This is a genomic window from Prevotella corporis DSM 18810 = JCM 8529 (assembly GCF_000430525.1).
Classification (GTDB): domain Bacteria; phylum Bacteroidota; class Bacteroidia; order Bacteroidales; family Bacteroidaceae; genus Prevotella; species Prevotella corporis.
Map to the genome: position 1 here is coordinate 1 of NZ_AUME01000048.1, position 18301 is coordinate 18301.

Annotated in this window: 13 protein-coding genes, 2 tRNA genes and 1 pseudogene; 5 read left to right on the forward strand and 11 right to left on the reverse strand. The window is 47.9% G+C overall.

The genetic code is table 11. The features are described 5' to 3' along the window. Nucleotides 1–301, reverse strand: a 301-nt coding sequence (locus tag H515_RS14560) for a hypothetical protein (protein WP_154653680.1), incomplete at its 3' end; no start/stop codon positions are given. A 156-nt stretch (nt 302–457) separates the two neighbouring features. After that, on the reverse strand, nt 458–835 hold the full coding sequence (gene crcB / locus H515_RS0108950) for a fluoride efflux transporter CrcB (RefSeq protein ID WP_028901860.1): 378 nt from the start codon (nt 833–835) through the stop codon (nt 458–460). Between the two features lie 271 nt (nt 836–1106). Between crcB and H515_RS0108955 the strand changes: the two genes are divergently transcribed. Further along, nucleotides 1107–3752 (forward strand): endonuclease MutS2, encoded by a 2646-nt coding sequence (locus H515_RS0108955; protein ID WP_025877610.1) that lies wholly within the window; start codon nt 1107–1109, stop codon nt 3750–3752. A 174-nt stretch (nt 3753–3926) separates the two neighbouring features. Further along, entirely contained in the window at nt 3927–4127 is a 201-nt protein-coding gene (locus tag H515_RS0108960; RefSeq protein WP_025877612.1) for a hypothetical protein, read from the forward strand. A gap of 96 nt (nt 4128–4223) precedes the next feature. Here H515_RS0108960 and H515_RS0108965 read toward each other — a convergent pair. After that, nucleotides 4224–4294, reverse strand: a tRNA-Gly gene (locus H515_RS0108965). Between the two features lie 92 nt (nt 4295–4386). Next, nucleotides 4387–4459 (reverse strand) — tRNA-Thr (locus tag H515_RS0108970). Nucleotides 4460–4805: 346 nt separating this feature from the next. Between H515_RS0108970 and H515_RS13265 the strand changes: the two genes are divergently transcribed. The 3 genes and pseudogenes from H515_RS13265 to H515_RS14090 form a co-directional block, all read left to right on the forward strand. Further along, entirely contained in the window at nt 4806–5336 is a 531-nt protein-coding gene (locus H515_RS13265; RefSeq protein ID WP_051274736.1) for a low molecular weight protein-tyrosine-phosphatase, read from the forward strand. A gap of 17 nt (nt 5337–5353) precedes the next feature. Further along, nucleotides 5354–6139, forward strand: a complete 786-nt coding sequence (locus tag H515_RS0108980) for a YaaA family protein (RefSeq protein WP_025877615.1) — start codon at nt 5354–5356, stop codon at nt 6137–6139. A 753-nt stretch (nt 6140–6892) separates the two neighbouring features. Continuing rightward, nucleotides 6893–7126, forward strand: a pseudogene (locus H515_RS14090) (Arm DNA-binding domain-containing protein); the annotation flags it as partial. Between the two features lie 27 nt (nt 7127–7153). Here H515_RS14090 and H515_RS0108985 read toward each other — a convergent pair. The 7 genes from H515_RS0108985 to H515_RS0109015 all read right to left on the reverse strand — a co-directional run bounded on the left by H515_RS0108985 (nt 7154) and on the right by H515_RS0109015 (nt 18110). Further along, the gene (locus H515_RS0108985; RefSeq protein ID WP_025877616.1) at nt 7154–8509 is read right to left on the reverse strand and encodes a DUF1302 family protein; all 1356 of its coding nucleotides are present in this window, start codon (nt 8507–8509) and stop codon (nt 7154–7156) included. A 1-nt stretch (nt 8510) separates the two neighbouring features. Further along, the gene (locus H515_RS0108990) at nt 8511–9290 is read right to left on the reverse strand and encodes an outer membrane lipoprotein-sorting protein (protein ID WP_025877617.1); all 780 of its coding nucleotides are present in this window, start codon (nt 9288–9290) and stop codon (nt 8511–8513) included. A 13-nt stretch (nt 9291–9303) separates the two neighbouring features. Beyond that, nucleotides 9304–11661: an efflux RND transporter permease subunit gene (locus H515_RS0108995; protein ID WP_025877618.1), complete on the reverse strand. Its 2358-nt coding sequence runs from the start codon at nt 11659–11661 to the stop codon at nt 9304–9306. Between the two features lie 13 nt (nt 11662–11674). Continuing rightward, on the reverse strand, nt 11675–13402 hold the full coding sequence (locus tag H515_RS0109000; protein ID WP_028901861.1) for an ABC transporter ATP-binding protein: 1728 nt from the start codon (nt 13400–13402) through the stop codon (nt 11675–11677). A gap of 21 nt (nt 13403–13423) precedes the next feature. Continuing rightward, a complete protein-coding gene (locus H515_RS0109005; RefSeq protein WP_025877619.1) occupies nt 13424–15178 on the reverse strand; it encodes an ABC transporter ATP-binding protein in 1755 nt (584 codons plus the stop codon). A gap of 27 nt (nt 15179–15205) precedes the next feature. Next, a complete protein-coding gene (locus H515_RS0109010) occupies nt 15206–15820 on the reverse strand; it encodes a TetR/AcrR family transcriptional regulator (protein WP_007175325.1) in 615 nt (204 codons plus the stop codon). A 724-nt stretch (nt 15821–16544) separates the two neighbouring features. Further along, the gene (locus H515_RS0109015; protein WP_025877624.1) at nt 16545–18110 is read right to left on the reverse strand and encodes a hypothetical protein; all 1566 of its coding nucleotides are present in this window, start codon (nt 18108–18110) and stop codon (nt 16545–16547) included. Nucleotides 18111–18301 lie beyond the last annotated feature (191 nt).

The window sequence follows — 18301 nt, forward strand, 5'->3', positions numbered from 1 at the left end:
GGCTGCGCATCTTCTCCAAAGACAATGCGTGTTGGAGGTTCACTATCTTCTGGCGCAATATCTCATTGTCTGTCAAATTCGTTTCTTTATGAGCCATACGATACCTCAGGATTACTTCCGAGGGCAAAGATAACGATTTTGAATCAATGGGCCAACGTTTCAGCCATTGGAACATTGAACCACTAGACACATTCCACTTACGCAATATGGACGCTTGAGAAGAACCGCTAGAATAATAATCGATTAACACTTGCAGCTTGAACGAATTCGAAAATTCGCGTGGGGTTTTACGTTTTGTCATAATTTCTTACTTTTTTTATAGTCAGAATTGTGACAAGCTAAATCCGTATAAGACAACAGTGTTTTTCAGATAGTTGCATAACGATAGGAGAGGGGGCTGGAAAATGATGCCGACACGGTATCTGCCAATGGCCTTCGCCTACCTTTTCGATTGCGACTACTGACAGATTTTGGCCAGTTGGTGACCAGCCACCACCGCAACGAAACCGATGGCAATACTGGCAAACATGTAGAGTGCCGCCATCGTGAAATCGCCGTTTTTCATCAGTGACGTGTTTTCGTTCATAAACGTGGAGAAAGTGGTGAAACCACCGCAGAAACCGGTTGTCAGAATGAGCCTCGTGTCAGCCGAGAGCCATCCTCCCAAGGGAAGTCCCGACACGTAACCAATGACGAGACAGCCGATGATATTGACGGCGAACGTAGCCAACGGGAAGGGTGTCGCCACCCATTCTGCCGTCATCCTCGACACCAAAAACCGCAAACCTCCGCCAAGAAAACTGCCAATGCCCACAAGGAGAAAGCCTTTCAGCATCGTTCCTCCCCAACTCCTCCGCTGCGGGCTTGCCGTCCGTCAGGAGTTTGTCTGTTATTTCTGTCCTTACTCATCATCATTTTTATTCTTCAAGTGTCAGCCACGGATATTCGGAGTCCACGAATCCGCAGTTTCGATGTGCCTTGCCTCGTGGTAGGCACTATGGCAGACAACGATGCAAAATTAGTAAAAAAGCAATTAACAGCCAAAGCTCTACATTATTAAAAAGAAAAATAGTAACTTTGCGACACATTTTAGTCATCAGTCATACATGATATATCCCGATAATTTTGAACAAAAAATAGGCTTCAACGAAATCAGAACGCTGCTCCACCAGCATTGTCTCTCGGCACTCGGCAAGGAAGAGGTCGATCGAATGACGTTCTCCACTGACACAGAACAGATTAACCGGTGGATGGAACAGCTGCGGGAGTTCCGCAGAATACAGGAGGGCATCGACGAATTTCCACTCGACAACGTGTTCGACATGCGTGAAAGCGTCACCCGCATCCGCCTGCAAGGTACGCACATGGAGGAAGATGAGTTGTTCGACCTGAAGCGTTCGCTGGAGACAATCATCGCCATCGTGAAGTTTCTAAGCATTGGAGAAGAGCTGGAGAGTGGCGACGTAAAGCATTATTATCCAGCCCTCTATGCTTTGACAGACAGAGTGGCTACGTTCCCTGTCCTCGTGCAGCGCATTGGCCAGATCATCGATAAGTTCGGCAAGATGCGCGACGCAGCCTCGCCAGAGCTTTTGCAGATTCGCCGTGAGTTGGCAAGGGTCGAAGGCAGCATCTCCCGCACGCTCAACAGCATCCTAAGATCGGCCCAGAGTGAGGGAGTAGTTGACAAAGACGTTGCCCCTGCTCTGCGCGACGGACGACTTGTCATACCCGTCGTTCCGGGAATGAAACGGAAGATTTCGGGAATCGTCCACGATGAGAGCGCCACAGGTCGCACGGTTTATATTGAACCCACCGAAGTGGTGGAAGCGAACAACAGGATTCGAGAACTGGAGAACGAGGAGCGGCGAGAGATTATTCGCATTCTGACCGAGTTTGCCAAGCTGGTGCGCCCTCATGTCAGCGAGATGCTCGACTCGTACCACTTCCTTGCCCAAATCGATTTTATACGCTCAAAGGCCGAACTGTCGCGTCTTTTCAAGGCTTTCGAGCCCGAAGTGAGCGCCCAACCTCAAATTGACTGGATTCGTTCTGTCCATCCGCTGCTCCAACGCTCACTTGCGAGAAAGGCGACGGTGAGCAACGCCAGCGACAACGACGGGCAGAAGCCCACCACCGTTGTGCCACTCGACATCCAACTCTCAGCCGAGAAGCACCTACTGGTCATCTCCGGACCTAACGCCGGTGGCAAATCGGTCTGTCTCAAGACCGTAGGACTACTGCAATACATGCTCCAGTGCGGACTGTCAATACCCGTTGGCGACCGCTCAGCTACGGGAACGTTCCAGCATATCATGATCGACATCGGCGATGAGCAGAGCATCGAGAACGATTTGAGCACCTATTCGTCGCACTTGATGAACATGAAGAACATGATGCGACAAGCCAACGAGCGCACACTCATCCTCATCGACGAGTTCGGTACTGGCACAGAACCGCAGATTGGAGGAGCCATCGCCGAATCGGTGCTCAAGCAATTCTGGCAGAAGAAGGCATGGGCGGTCATCACCACCCACTATCAGAACCTCAAGCACTTTGCCGAGAACCACCCAGGGGTCGTCAACGGCGCCATGCTTTACGACCGTCACGAGATGAAACCTCTGTTCCAGCTCGCCATCGGTAGGCCGGGAAGCTCGTTTGCCATAGAAATAGCACGCAAGACGGGCATCCCCGAAGAGGTGATTCGCGACGCGTCAGAGATTGTTGGCTCTGATTACATACAGAGTGACAAGTACTTACAGGACATCGTTCGAGACAAACGCTACTGGGAAAGTAAACGACAAACCATCCACAGCCACGAGAAGGAGCTAGAAAAGACCATCGCCCGATACGAGAAAGAAATGGAGGAACTGCGCGAAAGCAGAAAACTCATCATCAGTAGGGCCAAACTTCAGGCCGAGGAACTTATCAAAGAAAGCAACAAACGCATCGAAAACGTCATCCGGGAGATAAGGGAACAACAGGCCGAAAAGGAGGCAACGAAGCGCTTGCGTCAGGAATTGGCCGACTATGAGGCTGGAATCGTCAACGGAAGCACCGATGCCGAGGGCAAGAGCTCAGAGAAGGGAGCGTCAGGACTCAGCAAAAAACAGAAAATGCGTGAGAGCGGACTGCTCAGCGATGAAGATTTCCAAAAGAAAATCGATAAAATCAAGAACCGAAAGGAGAGGCACGAACAGCACAAGAAGGATAAACAGGAACGCAAACAGGCCTCTGCCGAATCGTTGCGCTCAGCCATCCAGAAGCAAAAGAGCAACAACGAGATACGGACGGGCGACACTGTGCGCATCAAAGGCTTAACATCCATCGGAAAAGTGGAGACCATCGACGGCAAGCAAGCTACGGTAATTTTCGGCGACATGCGCACGAAGATGCAGCTAAACCGACTGGAACATGCTGACATGACTGCCCTTCAAGACACGAAAAAGCAGTTTCAGGCCTACAATTACAGTCGGGAGACGCGCGAGACCATAGACAAGCACCGCAATCAGTTCAGGCAAGAGCTCGACGTTCGTGGCCTGAGAGCCGATGAAGCCCTCAACAAGGTGCAGTATTTCATCGACGATGCCATCCTCGTTGGTGCGGGACAGGTGCGCATACTTCACGGAAAAGGCAACGGAATCTTACGAACGTTGATTCGACAGTACCTCCAAAGCGTTCCGAACGTGCGCGATTTCCGTGATGAGCACGTACAGTTTGGCGGCGCTGGCATAACGGTTGTCGAACTGTAGGCGACCTTCGTCAATGTGATGGCCGAGCAGCGACGGATGGCTGGTCTGACATTATGATTACGTCGGTTAGCTATCAAATATAATTCTTTGATTGACAAACAGATAACAAAATATATTTTAGAAAAGGTTTCATCAGAAAAGAGTAGGGGATTCCTGACAAAAATCACACCAATTATGGACAATTTACATGATTATCGCCAAGCAATCATCGACGATTTGCTGGCAAGAGAAGACAAGAATGGTGAACCTTCCATCGACGAAGCATCAGCTATCAAACTGCTGAAACAGTTGAGCGACGAGGAGTTGGAAGAGGGAATGCCATTCAACGAACCAGCCGACGTAGCCGATGTGTTACTGGAAATCTTCCGTTCGTAAACCAATGATCACAAAATAAAGGAGGAAAGTTGGGGAGAAAGGTGACCAATCTGTGAAACAAAGCCAAACAACGGTTGGCAAACATCCACGAAAGAGAGCGGAATACGGGAATCGAACCCGCCTCCCAGGCTTGGGAAGCCCGTGCACTACCGATGTGCTAATTCCGCAAAACCACCGATTGACGAACACCGCTTCTTGTCGAGCGCATTGCGTTTCCTTTGCTGAAAGCATCTCACAGAACAGAAATTCGTCAAAGATGAGCCGATACCCGGACTCGAACCGGGGACCTACGCATTACGAATGCGTTGCTCTACCAACTGAGCCATATCGGCAAAGGCGAATGCAAAGATACACACAAATTTAGAAATACCAAAATAATCTTGTTGTTATTTGCAAATGATTCTTCGACCAACCACAAGAAAACACTCATATATCACTTAAATTCCGTCTGATCGACACGCACCAGTCTTTCTTCCAATTCTCAAGAATCGACTATTCTTACCTGAGAAACAGAGGATTGTAGGCACATTAATTTATCCTATTTATCATAACTGTCATTATCTGAAAGTATATCTTTCGTCGCTCAACCCATACATTATTATATAGAAAGATTTGAATATTAGTGGAATTTTCAGTAAGTTTGCACTTCAGTTTAAATGAGCTTCAAAATCAGCAACAATGAGTCAAAACATTCCATTGAACGAAGAAACCCGAAAATACAAGTTACTTTTCATCTGCCTTGGCAACATCTGCCGTTCGCCGGCGGCCAACGCCGTGATGCAAAAACTGGTTGACGAGCGTGGCTTGTCGGCCCGATTCACGATTGATTCGGCTGGCATCGGCGATTGGCATGTCGGCCAATTACCCGACAAACGGATGCGCAAACACGGTGAGCGCAGAGGTTACGCAGTGAACCACATAGCTCGCCAGTTTGATGCGCAGACCGATTTCAATTTGTTTGATTATATATTCGTCATGGACGATGATAACTACAAGGCTATCAGCAGACTGACGCATTCTGATAAAGAAAAGAATCAAATCAGAAGAATGACCGATTTCATGACCGTACATCAGCGAGCGACGACCGTACCTGACCCATATTACGGCGGTGCTGACGATTTTGAATATGCACTCGACCTGATTGAAGATGGCTGCAGAGGAATTTTGAATCGATGCGTGAACGGCGAAGGATTGGATGTTGAACTTTAATCTTAGAGGAACAGAGCATGCAAATCATCCTTGCTTCGGCAAAAATAATGAATTCATCGGCCACCGAACAGCTGAGCCTTGCCACCGAACCCCGATTTCAGACCTATGCGGAGCGGTTTGCGCTCGAATTAGGACAACTTTCACCAGAAGAATTGGCACAAAGACTCAAGTGCAACACAAAACTGGCACTGGAAAACAAGCTCCGCTATCAAGATTTTTTCAACGAAGAACTCCGAATTCCTGCCATCATGTCCTACTACGGACAGGCTTACAAATGCCTGAAGGCGCAGACACTCTCACCGTCGGCCCTCGCTTTTGCCAGTCACCACCTGTGGATTCTCAGCTTCCTGTATGGCATGCTTCGCCCAACCGACCGCATTCACCCATACAGGCTGGAGGGAAAGATGGCGCTCGAAGCTGCCGGAGGCAAGACAATGTTTGCTTTCTGGAAACCTTTACTCACTGATATACTGATAGACGCAGTGAAAGCCGACGATGGAACACTGGTTCATTTGGCAACCGAAGAGTTCGAACACCTGTTCGACTGGAAGAGAATATTGAAGGAGCTGCACGTCGTTCAGCCACATTTCTACGTGCAAAAAGGCGACCAACTCAAGAATGTCACCGTCTATGCGAAGAGCTGCCGAGGCGCTATGACGCGTTTCATCCTACAAAACGGGATAAAAAGGCCTGAGGATCTCCTCGCCTTTGAATACGAGGGGTTCAGCGTATCGCCCCACTCCACCATACCGCCCGACAGCAAAGCCGGTCTGACCGAACTGCTTTGGACGTTAGAAGCATGACGACGAGCTGGTTTGCACCAGCGACGGCATGTGCGCAGACAGCGCACGGAGTTGTTTCGGTGATTTTTTAGTGTGTCGAACCGTGGTGATTAATCAAGTCATAAGTATTGAAACCTTGTGCGGTACATAGCGCTCAACATTGTTTTACCTAAACATTATAGGTAGCACAACGACCTGTAGAATAATAATTTACAGTAAATAGCTCAATTAACTAATTAACTTTCCGAAGCCACAGGTGTCCGACTGTCTTCCTACGTTTGAGCAGTGCAAAGGTATAAACTATCCGTCGTTCGATCAATACCTAATTATAATGATTTCGAGCAACAGCCCCCAGTCATGCGCCACAATGCTTCCGACAATCGGTTTCCAGCCCTCATCTGCAGAAACATCAGCGATCGTGCAGCAAAAGCTCACCTTTCATCGTCCAAAAGCTCACCTATTGCGTTGCAACTAATCAGCGAAAATGAAGAAATATCGAAGTTGGTGTAAACAGACTGATAATGAGCAGGAAACGGAATAATTTGCATAGAAGTGCTCTTTTCAAAAAGAGTTATAATATGCAGATTTAGGCAGAAGTTCAGTTACCAGAGCGTTACCCGAATTTGCCATAGGTAACGATGGAGCAATGTTCGGTAACTGAATTATTTTCGCTCGTGTGGCTGTTGCTGCGGTCGGCAGTTTTCTGCATAAGTGAGGAACGCTTTGAATTTGCTGATTTTGCCACAAAACATCAAAGCGTATGAAAACAAAAAAATGAAGGTGTTGCTCTACCTTAAAAAGAGCGGTCTTGATAAGTCGGGCAAGGCTCCGATTATGGGGCGTATCACACTTGGAAGGAGTATTGCACAGTTTAGTTGCAAGTTGTCCTGCAATCCCGATTTGTGGAATCCTCGTGAAAGCAGAATGGACGGCAAGAGCCGTGAAGCAATGGAAGTGAATGGCAGGTTGGAGAACTTGCTGCTGTCCATCCAGTCAGCCTATCAGTCTACATCGATTCTTTATTCGCAACGTATTTCAGAAACTGTACTTCATCTTTACCCATGCTTCGGAGTTCTTACTGTACATTTGAAACTTGCCTTTGTCGGCATGGAAATAGTCGTAGCCAGCGGTGAGTTCGATTTGGTCGTTAAGAGAATAGGAAGCCGAGAAACGATTGAAGATGCCGCCGTTTGTTACATCAATGTAGGCAAAGGTGGAGAGTTTCAGCGTGTTGCGCAGCAGTTCTTTGGCGAGCCGTGCGGTGGCAAGTCCAGCATTGCGGTAGGCAGAAAGTCCGTCAAGATTGCCCGAAGTGTATTTGTGGCAGTATTGAAGACTTACATTCCAATCGTTGCCCGGATACCAATCAAGTCCTGCAAGGGCGTTGAGGGAGTTGCGCTGCACGGTATTCTGTCCCAAGCCTACACTCTGCGCCTCGCCTATATAGTCGGCTATTTCGGCACGGACAACGAACTTACCTATGGGCAGTGAGCAATCGGCACCGAGCATAGTCATGCGATGGTACTTCCCGACTATGCAAAGCGATTTCCCATTAGCCGACAGTTCAGGACAAAAGGCAGGCTGTTTGTTCCACGTCCGCAAGGCACTCACAGAGAAATCCACTCCGCTTTGGTTTACGGTTATGCGTCCACCAAACTCCATATTCTTCAGTCGTTTCTCTGGCTTTCCACTTTCCAAGTCTATCGTATAGGGCAATGGTGAGGACGAAAGGCGTATTGCCCATGGATTGCGCTCATCTGTGGGCAGTATGAAGAAATCGGCTACAGGATTGCACACCGCCTCGAGCGTAACCGCTCCCATTGTGTACTTAGCACGCAGGGCATTGACAGGCATACGAATATCGTCATAGTCTTGTGCAAGAAATTCTGTGTAGTCGAACGGCGACACGCAGTCGGTAAGTCGCAGCGCATCTGCCACCCCCCATACCACAATCTGTCGTCCCACACGCAGGTCAAGATTACCCTTTGCATAGGCGAGATAAGCCTCGCGCAGCTCCAGTCCCGTGCGCTCTTTGAGTATTCCGTTGTAGATAGCGTTCAGCGACACAAAGAGCGAAGCCGCTCCTTTTTCAAGTTTCAGTTCTCCTCGCGCCCGAGTCCTCGATGCCATCCAGTCGGCTTTTCCCTCTGTCCTTACAGCGTGATAGGTATCGAGGAAACCTTTCACCTGCACCTGCAAAGCGTTGTCGTCGGTAGTTTCGAATGTTTCTTCCAAAACTTCTTCCGAACCAGCAACAGTGTTTTCCAAACTGATAATGGTATCTTCACAAACAATGGTGTCGCTCTCTGTTTGCAGCGTGTCGATTTGGGCTGATGCCTGTGCCGAGAGCATCGGCACAAGCAGGAGCATACATAATCGGAGTAGGTTCATATCAGAGTCCTTTCTCCAATTTGGAAACGGTGAAGAGATTGGGCGACACTCGCACATTGAACCGCTGGTTGTTCATACGAATGATGGTCTTGTGTCCTGTCTGCACGTTTTCCATCTGCATAAGGTGCATAGTCCAAAAGCCTTGCACTTTATCAATGTTGGAAATGGTAAGACGGCGGTGCAGCTTGTTCAGCTTGTCGTAGTATTCCGCCTTGACAGCCATCAAGCAGTCCTGTCTTATCCACGTTACTCGACGTGCATATATTTCGTTCTTATCGTTGGGAATCGACTGTACCACCCAGCATCGGTGTCCGCCTAAGTTTTCTTCTCTCAGGAGCTGATGTTTCTCCTCGTCCACATTGCGCATACTCATGTCGTTGTAGGTAAAGTCGCTGCCCATAAAGTAGTCGGTCTTCGACGACTTGCCGCTGATGCGCCTCGTCTTCTTCATGGCGGGCAGGTAGAGCCACTTGTCGTCCACCTTGCGTGGATTGTCGTAGTCCCATGTGAGGAATCCTGTTCCCTTCACATCTCCGGGATAAGTGAAGAACATAATTTTCTTTGTGTTCCTGCCCACGTCCATTGCCCACGATTCGAGCTTGCGCACACGTTTGTGCCCGCTTCTCTGAACGAGCGTCATTTCGATGGTGGCATAGCGTGTGTCGCCGTCGGCACGGTTTCTTACTTTCTGCATGATGTCCCTTCCTGTGAGACCTGCGGCGTTTGCACTGCAAATCGCAAACAAGGCGATGAGTGTCAATACTAATTCTTTTGCTTTCATTTGATACTGTTTTTTATTGTGAATTTGTCTTTTTTTCTTTGCCAAACACCCTGAGATACTTAAAGAGAATCGGCGTGAGGAACAGGTCTGCCAGCAATGCCGACACCATGCCCGCCACGGCAAGGATGCCCCAGTTAACCATCTGCGTGGCGTTCGACGACATGAATCCTGCGAACGTCGCCGACACGACCACGGTGGACATCACGATAGCAAGCCCCTCGGTGCGGAACGTGCTCCTGATGGCGTCGCCGTAGTCGCCACATCGGTCGTATGCCACGTGGCTGTGGTTGATGAAGTGGATGGTGTCATCGACGGCGATACCGAGTATCATCGGTATGAGAGAGGCGGTCATCATGTCGAGCGGATAGTCGAGCCAGCCCATCATGCCGCCCACGATGACCGCAGGAGCGAGGTTGGGGATCATGCCCACCAAGCCGACCTTCCAACTGCTGAAGACGAGCACGAGGATCACGCCGATGACCAACACCGAGAGCAGCATCGACCACATCTGCCCACGCTCCACGTATTGCTGCATCACGGTAAACTGCGGTATGTTGCCCACCATCGAGATGTGCGCTTGAGGGAAGAGCCGCCGTGCCTCTGCTTGCAATGCGTCCATTTCCTTCTCCGCCTCGTTGGAGTTGTAGTTCTTGATTTCCACTTGAAGGCGTAGTCGCCGGTAGTCATAGTCCATCCAATACTCCGACTCCGTGCCGCCGGCGTTCTCGTAGAGCAGGAGGAGCTGTGCCACCATGTCTGCATCGTCGGGAATACGATAGAATTGTTGCTTGCCACCGTTGAGCGTGCAGTTCATGTCCTTGATGATGTCCGTCACGGAGTTGTGCCGCTTGGTGAGTAGATAGCCTTCTGTGATGGTAGCCAACTGATCGAGCCGTTTTAGGTTCTCGGGCTTCTTTGCGTCGTCTGCGTGCGGCAGTGTAATCATCAGGTCGTAGGAATACATCGACCCCAATTCCGTATCGCACAGGTCGAGGAACTTCTTCACATACTCCACCTTGCGCCCCATTGTCTTCTCCACATCGAACGCCGGCTCGATGAAGAACAGACCGATGCCGCAGAACAGCGTGAGTACCGACGACACGACGACGATACGCCGATGGTTGCGCATGACGAACCCGCCGAAACGCTCGAAGTGGTCGCCGACATAGCCCTCGAAGCTGTGCGACATGTTCGTGTGCGGCTTCCTGTCCTTGCCCAGCGACAGCAGCACTGGCGTAACCACGAGACACGTGAGGAGCACCGACAGCAGGCAGAGCGAGGTGTTCAGACCAATGGCTTTCATCGGCACGATGCTCATGGAGAGGAACGTCATCATCGCCGCCACGGTGGTCAGCCCTGAGAGCAATACGCCCCAGCCCGTCTCGCCCACGGCATCGGTGATGGAAGCCCTACGCCTGCCTGTCTCCACGAACCGTGTCTTGAAGAAGTTATATAGATGAATGTTGTAGGCAATGGAACAGGCAAAAGTGAGTATGACGGCTATCATTGCCGTGCTCATGTCGATGTAAAGCCCCGTCCAGCCTATGATGCCGAAGCCGATTATCAAGGCACATATTGAGGTAATCAGTGGTGCGATGACGCCGCGCAGCGAACGGGTGACGACGAGCATCACCACGATGGAGACGAGGAAGGCGATAGCGAACAACCGTCCCATCTCACCCTTCAGATAAATGAACTTCTCGTAGCTCATATAGGGCATTCCTGCGGCATTGGGCGATAACTCTGCATACTTTGTCTTCGTGATGATGCGTCCTGCCTCCTTGCCCGTAAGCATGTCGGGAGCGATGTCGCTCGTCCGCTTCCACACGCTATCAGCGGGGAACGGGCGCAGCTTCACCATGATCCATGTCATCGTGCCGTCCTTCGACACGAGTTTCTTCGAGAGATAGGGCTTGCTGTATGCCTTGCGCCTAATTTCTTTCAGTCCGGCGGCATCCGATGGGATTTGCTCGGGAACAATCTGCTCGATGGTCATGCCCTCTTCGGTGCCCACAGCAAACTCAAGGTCGGTGAGCGACGTTACCTTGTCGGCATACGAGAGGCTGTCCTTCAACTCGTTGCTCAGCTCGCGGATGAGCGTGAGGCTTCGCTTGGAGAACACGTCCTTGTTCTTCACCAATACCGCCACATAGTAGTCGTTGCCGAAGATGGACTTGAACTCATCTGTTTTCAAGAGCATCGGGTCGTCGCTCACAAAGTAGTCGTCGAACGAGGTCTTCATCACGATACGCTTCGTTCCCACGAACGAGAATGCGACAAGCAGGGCGAACAGCCCTACCACAAGCAGCCGGTGGCGCAGTATCCACTCCGCCGTCTGCCTGAACTTACGGTTGATTTTTTCGATTTTCATTGTTGTTTTTATTTTATGATTTATTTTCCTGTTGTAATCTCACCATCTGGGCAAACTTGCCACCTTTTGCTATAAGATCTTTGGGCATACCCTGTTCGCTGACCGTCCCGCCGTCAAGTACCACGATGTGGTCGGCACCCAGCACGGTGCGCATGCGGTGGGCGATGATGATGACAGTCTTGCCCTGCACCAGTTCAGAGATACCCGCCTGAATCTTTGTCTCGTTCTCGGCATCAAGGCTGGCGGTTGCTTCGTCCAAGAGGATGACAGGAGCATCTTTTAAGAGTGCACGGGCTATGGAGATACGCTGCCGCTCCCCACCCGAAAGGGTTTCCCCATTTTCGCCTATCACCGTGTCGTAGCCTTGTGGCATACGACGGATGAAGTCATCGCACTGTGCCAATCGCGCCACATGCCTTACTTCCTCATCGGTGGCGTCGCGTTTTCCTATGCGTATGTTGTCGGCAACAGAGGCATTGAAGAGCATCACGTCTTGAAATACTACGGCGTAATTTTTGAGCAACGTCTCTGGTTCTATGCCCGAGATGTCGTGTCCGCCCAGCGTTATCTTACCACTATTCGTGTCCCAAAAGCGTGCAGCGAGCTTGGCAGTGGTACTCTTACCACCACCAGATGGACCAACAAGTGCGGTTATCTCGCCCTGTCGGGCAGTGAACGTGACATCGTGAAGTACCTGCTTGTCTGTTTCGTAGGAAAAGCTGACGTCGTGGAACTCAATGTCATAGTTCGAAACTTTCACCTCTGTGTTGCCCGTTTGTATGGGCATTGCCTCCATCTCCTTCATTCGTTTGATGCGTACATCGAGAAAAGTTAGAATAGCAAGGTGATTGCATACATCAAGAATAGGGTTGTAAACCATTGCCGAAACAAGAAGGAACGCCAAATAGACGAACACCGACACGTCGCCACGCTGAAGCATCCATGCGCCTACAACGATGACGGTAGGCATGCCCAGTTTAAGCAGTACAGCGGAGATGTTGACAAACACACTTATCAAGAGTTCACCGGCAACAAGTCCTTTTTCCAATGTTTTTAATCGCTGGTCGAACCGCTGGTTATATTCGTCCTCGCCATTGTACGACTTGATTTCCTGCACACACTCCAGTCCTTCTTGTATCTGTTCGCTCACGCCACGCTTGATGTGGTAGATACGTGTAAAAGCCTTGTCCATTCGATTTCGTGAAATCAACAGCACCACCAAGGCAAATGGCACGACCCAAAACACAGCGATGGCTAATCGCCAGTCGTAACAGAACATTCCCGCTGCGATAATGACAATGCTCACCACAGAAGCAAACAGTTGGGGAATGGCGTGCGAGAACGTTGTTTCCAATTGTGTGCAGTCTTCCATAATGGTGGCAGTGAGGTCGGAGAGATTGCGCTCACCAAAGAAGGCGAGAGGCAAGCGGCGCAGTTTCTCGGCTAAGGAGATACGGCGTTGCGCACTCTCATTATATACGGTGGTATAGGTGCTGTCGTATTGCCGACGAATCACGACGAGCATCACGACCATTAACCCTGCTGCCACGAGGAGATAAAACCACAACGTATGAGGGGCATTCATTGGCATATTATCGAGATACTCCATCAGGAAGAAAAACAAATAAGTGGGTGGCAGCATCAGCACAAGGTTGAGCAGTGTCGAAAAGACGATGCCTTGCCGCAAGTCTTTTGCTCCTTTTTCCGTAAGAGCAAAACGGTTTTGAAAATATTTAATCATGACTTTATGACTTTTAATAGATTATAGTTTCCACGAAACGGATTGTTGATATTCATTCCACATACGGTGGTAATACTTTTCCTCACTCAATAGTTCCTTGTGCGTGCCCTGTTCGACTATCTCGCCGTTGTCCACAACTACGATGCTGTCGGCATCCTGCACAGTGGTAAGTCTATGGGCTATCATCAGCACTGTCTTTCCTTGGGTGAGATGTGCCAGTGCCTTTCGGATAAGCTGTTCGTTTTCGGGGTCGGCAAACGCAGTCGCCTCGTCGAGTACGACGATAGGAGCATCTTTCAGAATGGCACGAGCAAGAACAATTCGCTGCTGCTCACCTCCCGAAAGATAAGTGCCTTCAGCACCGATAACGGTATCTAATCCCTGTGGCAAACGGTCGATAATCTCACGGCTTTGTGAGAGATCGATGGCACGGTTAATCTGTTCGGTTGTTGCATCAGGATTGCCGTAACGTAGGTTTTCGATGAGCGAAGTTTTGAACAGACGGGTGTTCTGGAAGACGAACGACACGTTGCGCATCAGTTCGTCCTTGCGCATATCCCTCACGTCTATGCCTCCTATGGTAACGCTGCCATGACGTACGTCCCAAAAGCGGGGTATCAGTCTTGCTATCGTGGTCTTTCCGCTGCCCGAGGCTCCTACAAGTGCCACCGTCTTTCCTTCAGGAATGATAAGGTTGATATGACTCACTGCATCTTTCTCCGCTCCCTCATATCGGAACGAAACATCGTTGAAACGAATGTCGTACGCTTCTGCACGTTTCGGGTCGTCATGCTGCGAGAGCGGTGCAATATCAGTGAGCTGCTCTAATCGTTCCACAGCCTCGTTTGCCATGAATAGGTCCTGGCTGAGATACATGGCTTTCATCACGTTGGAAGCGATGAGCGGTGCAATCACCACATAAAGTATCACGTTGGCAATAATTGTGGTGGTATCTCCACCGTGTGCTATCAGGATAATAGCAGTAGGAACGAGGATGAAGGCAAAGGCATTGATAGCAAGTATGTACAATGACATTGGCGTGTGCCACACAAGCGTACACTTGATGACAAGGTCGCGGTAGCTGATAATGCTATCGTAGAAGCGTTTGAACGAGAAGACCGTCTGTTGGAACACCTTAACCACGGGAATACCTCTGACATATTCCACCGCCTCTGCCCCCATCTTCTCCTGCGCGTCAAGGTAGAGCCTTTGAAATTGGTTGTTCTTCGGGTTCATCATATATCCCATAATGCCTATCGCACCAACGAGAGGTATCATTGCAGCCGCACCCAACTGCCAATCCACAGAGAACAACAGTACGATAACACCTATCGGAGCAACGATACAGCTTGCCACATCGGGTAGCAGGTGTGCCACAAAAGTATGGGTCTCTCCCGAATCCTCATCTATGATTTTACGCATACGTCCCGTGTTTTGTTCATCGAGATAGCCCAATGGTGCACGCATCAGTCGTTGCATCGCTTTGCGCCTCATGTTGGTTTCGATACGGAATGCTGCAAGGTGAGAAAGCATCAGTGCCAAAAAGTAGAGCAACACGTTTGCCACCGATATGCCAAAAGCCCATAGGGCATAGTCTATAAGAGGGGTGTCTGAGAGGTTGCCCTTGGCGATTAGTAGTGTGCGCACCACGAGCCACAAAAGAATGAAGGGAACGAGCGACAGCAGTCCATTGACTGCCGACAGTGCTACGGAGCAGGGCAGCAAGTATTTGCGCCCTCCCATGTAAGCTCCTAAACGTTTGAGTGTCTTCATCATATATTATTGTCTTTTAAAATTTAGTCCTTATGGTTTCAGTAATGCTTTCCAACCTGCCATGCTAAAGTCCATGTACTGTTCCAAGGCAACTTTGATATCCTCGTCGCTGTAATCTTCGTGTTCTACAATCTCGCAGAAAACGGTTATCCATGTAGAGCAATTGATGTGAACCAAGAATGGCGAAATGTTGGCGTTGAGATGTGGATAGCGTTCTTTCATCAGTCGCAGGTATTCCATACCCACTTTCATCTGTCTGTCCACCATCTTGTCTTTATATCCTTGTAGCGACGTACCCTCCGAGTTGAATAGGAGTAGTCGAAGCTCTGGACGAAAGTCTTTGATGATGGCAAGCATGGCAAAGATGTAATCTATTTGGTGTTGCCGCATGTTGAACACGTCTATCGACAGGAACTTTTCGTCATTGTGCGACAGGATGTGTTTGTTCAATGCCTTGGTGAGAGGCCGCAGCACCTCGCAAAACAGTTCGTCCTTGCTCTTAAAGTAATTGTATAGGTTTCCTACAGCGACACCTGACTTGCGAGCCACTGTGCGGATGGAGGTGCAGCGTACACCATGTGCGATAAATTCTGCACGGGCGGTAGCGATGATGCGCTGCCGAATATCATCTTTCAGAGTTTGCATAATTAGGGTAAAGGGTTAATAGTGAACGTTGTTCAATTTTGTTCATAAAAAAAACGCACTGTTCTTTTCTTGAACAGTGCGCTTCGATAGTGGAGGGGTGTATATCCATATATATAATATGGTACTTTCGTTTTATCATACTCTTGTATTTTCTTTGCTGCAAAGGTACGAGGTGTGAACAAGTTTTGCAATACTTAAAAGTGGGTATTTTATTATTGCTGTCCGCTAAAACTCCAAAGAGCATAAATATCCTCCCCGAAGTACCAATTTAAAGGACTTCGGGCGGAATATTTATGCTCTTTGGAGTTTTAGCGGACAGCAATAATTTTTTTTCTAAATCATATCCCATTCATGATAGAATGTGATGTATTATCATGCACATGACTCTAACAAGGAACAATGCTCCTAACTTGTCAAAATAGGGACGGGCTTAACCCGAAATGGGGTAGATATATACAAATAATAGAAATGTTATTTTGTTGATAATCAATATGTTATTTACTTTTTTAAGGGACGACTATATACGTGTCTGACATTTCGATTCATTCTTTTTGCAACTTCTTTTGCTGTTGCAAAAGGATCGTGGGCAGGCAAGTTATGCCTTAATCCTATTTGTACTACATCCCATCCCATAACCTTGACTATATATACCAAATTATGATTCGATGGCAAAGTTAAAAAGAGGTTGCCTCAAAACATGGGACAACCTCAAAATATCTTTTAGCTATGATAATAATTTCTTTAATTCTTTGAACTTATCAGGATTCTCCATATCAATCCATGAGAATTGTATTGGATTATTCTCGTTGAACTTGTTATTCTTATCTCTCAGATAGACAAGAATCTGTCTCATATCACAGAGTACAAGTACTTTTGCATTACCCCATTTTGCGTATGAGCGTCCTTGAACAAAGTTATCATGAATTTCATGTTCATTTTTCATAAGTTTTTTCACTTCAATAGCGACTTTAACTTCAATGTCATCATTCTTTCGCCTTATATGGAGTACGAAGTCAGGTCGTTTGTCTGAAGAATAACCAGTTTGTCCCCTACCAGCATTGAATTCCACCTCTCCTTCGAAATCATATTTGTTTTTCCAGCCCATTTGTTCCAATAGCGGAATAAGCAACTTTTCAGAAACATCTTTCTCATGTTCTATTGTCACGTTACCCACCTTTGTTGGCTCATAAAGCGAAGGTAAGATGGAAGTGTTGAAACCTTTAGTTTCTAATATTCGCTTGATCTCTGCATAATCATCGAACTTTACCGCCCAACCGCTAACGTCCTGAAAGTTTTTACTGACGAAGTTACCTTTCTTATCTCGCTTTTTAAAGTACTCACTATTCTTAAAGTCATCGTACTTTACAGACTTGTCTGCAGGAATGGCAATCTTGTTGCCTATATACGTGCTTGAATAATAGTAGAAGAATGGATCTACCACTCCATCTGCTTGTGCTATCCAAATTGAATTCATGGCTTTGACCGGTGATTTCTCATAAAAAAGGAGGACATCACCTCTACTGGTAAATTCATTAGCTTGCCAGAATCCAAAGTCCATCTCTTTCTCTCCCTCACCATAATTCCCAATGATAATCCATGCTTGATTAGGGGTGTCTGGCATATTATTGTTTGCCTCGTACATCATTTCCTCTTTTGCTTTTGGGAGTTCATAGCCAAATAAAAAGGCACAGAACTCGGCAGTATTTTCAAAACCATTTTCGACAGCAAAGTCTATAAGCTTTCCACACATATCGAGATAGTATAGATTCCGACTCTTGTAGTCAGACCTATTGGGTGTTTTGGGGAGTTCTATATCATATTTGTCTGCAATCCTTTTAAGATAGGAAAATTGCATAACAAAGAAGTTGGGTATGAAAACACCGGGCAAATAAGCATATAGTATTACGGACATGGGAAGGTTGTCGGAAAGGAACTTTTTAAATTCTGAATGAGGAATTTCATCAATATCCGATACTTCCTTTTCACTTAGTAATTTTGCAACAAAGCTCAAATAGAAATCCTCGTAATCTGAAGCCTTTTCAAATGAATGGTAGTTTTCCACTTCTTCACCTATAGCATCATCATAGAACTTGATAATCTCAATTATCTGTTTTTCTTCCTTGGGACTAAAATTACTAAAGTACTGCGGATCGTACTTTTTCCCAAGGTTAAGTATATCTTCATATGAACAGTTCGGGTCATCAAGCAGTTTCTGGAAAGATGCTATATCAGCCTTTCCCGTGGCACTCTCTTTATAGAGTTTCCAATCAATTTGAGAAATTTTCTTCATATCTAACTGGTATTTATACTTGTTTTAACTATTTGCAATTCCACAATTCGTCTAACTTATCTGCATCTTCTTCAGAAAGCAATTGACCAGAGTGGCCACGTCGCCAATCAATGTCTGGTCGTGAATTCAACAAGCAAGTGCAAATTTACTTAATTTGTTCGTAAAAGCACTCGTATGGTGTTTTAAATCCT

What these genes read in the sequence shown, in the direction of transcription:
- crcB (WP_028901860.1), bottom strand. Translation starts at nt 835, where the DNA reads ATGCTGAAAGGCTTTCTCCTTGTGGGCATTGGCAGTTTTCTTGGCGGA.
- H515_RS0108955 (WP_025877610.1), top strand. Translation starts at nt 1,107, where the DNA reads ATGATATATCCCGATAATTTTGAACAAAAAATAGGCTTCAACGAAATC.
- H515_RS0108960 (WP_025877612.1), top strand. Translation starts at nt 3,927, where the DNA reads ATGGACAATTTACATGATTATCGCCAAGCAATCATCGACGATTTGCTG.
- H515_RS13265 (WP_051274736.1), top strand. Translation starts at nt 4,806, where the DNA reads ATGAGTCAAAACATTCCATTGAACGAAGAAACCCGAAAATACAAGTTA.
- H515_RS0108980 (WP_025877615.1), top strand. Translation starts at nt 5,354, where the DNA reads ATGCAAATCATCCTTGCTTCGGCAAAAATAATGAATTCATCGGCCACC.
- H515_RS0108985 (WP_025877616.1), bottom strand. Translation starts at nt 8,509, where the DNA reads ATGAACCTACTCCGATTATGTATGCTCCTGCTTGTGCCGATGCTCTCG.
- H515_RS0108990 (WP_025877617.1), bottom strand. Translation starts at nt 9,290, where the DNA reads ATGAAAGCAAAAGAATTAGTATTGACACTCATCGCCTTGTTTGCGATT.
- H515_RS0108995 (WP_025877618.1), bottom strand. Translation starts at nt 11,661, where the DNA reads ATGAAAATCGAAAAAATCAACCGTAAGTTCAGGCAGACGGCGGAGTGG.
- H515_RS0109000 (WP_028901861.1), bottom strand. Translation starts at nt 13,402, where the DNA reads ATGATTAAATATTTTCAAAACCGTTTTGCTCTTACGGAAAAAGGAGCA.
- H515_RS0109005 (WP_025877619.1), bottom strand. Translation starts at nt 15,178, where the DNA reads ATGATGAAGACACTCAAACGTTTAGGAGCTTACATGGGAGGGCGCAAA.
- H515_RS0109010 (WP_007175325.1), bottom strand. Translation starts at nt 15,820, where the DNA reads ATGCAAACTCTGAAAGATGATATTCGGCAGCGCATCATCGCTACCGCC.
- H515_RS0109015 (WP_025877624.1), bottom strand. Translation starts at nt 18,110, where the DNA reads ATGAAGAAAATTTCTCAAATTGATTGGAAACTCTATAAAGAGAGTGCC.